At 71.1% G+C, this 342-nt stretch carries 1 pseudogene; it reads left to right on the top strand.

Annotation, left to right across the window (positions count from 1 at the left end):
* Window positions 1-342 (top strand): annotated as a pseudogene (locus tag H7I57_RS26480) (M56 family peptidase); the annotation flags it as partial.

Genomic DNA, 342 nt, shown 5'->3' with positions numbered 1-342 from the left:
ATCGCGGCATGGCTGGTCGCGATCGTGGCGTTTCTGGTCAGCTGGCTCGCCGTCGGCGTGCTGGTCGCCGGTGACGTGCTGCGGCACTGGCACCAGACCCGGTCGCTGGTCGCCTCGTGCGTGGAATTGCTGTGCGACCTGGCGGCGGGCCGGGCCGGGGGCATCGCGCAGGTAACGGTGCTGGCCGCGGTAGCGGCCGCGGCCGCGGGTGTCGTGTTCTCGGGTGCGCGCCTGACCCGCACCATCGTGCGACTGCGGGCCAAGGCACATCGGCATTCCGAGGCCATCCGCTTGGTGGGCCAACCAACCGCTGACGCGGACGTGTATGTGATGCAGACCCCC

The organism is Mycolicibacterium pyrenivorans, assembly GCF_025821625.1.
In the GTDB taxonomy this organism is placed as follows: Bacteria; Actinomycetota; Actinomycetes; order Mycobacteriales; family Mycobacteriaceae; genus Mycobacterium; species Mycobacterium pyrenivorans.
Note: the sequence above shows the minus strand (reverse complement) of the source record. Positions and strands in the feature narration are given on the sequence as shown.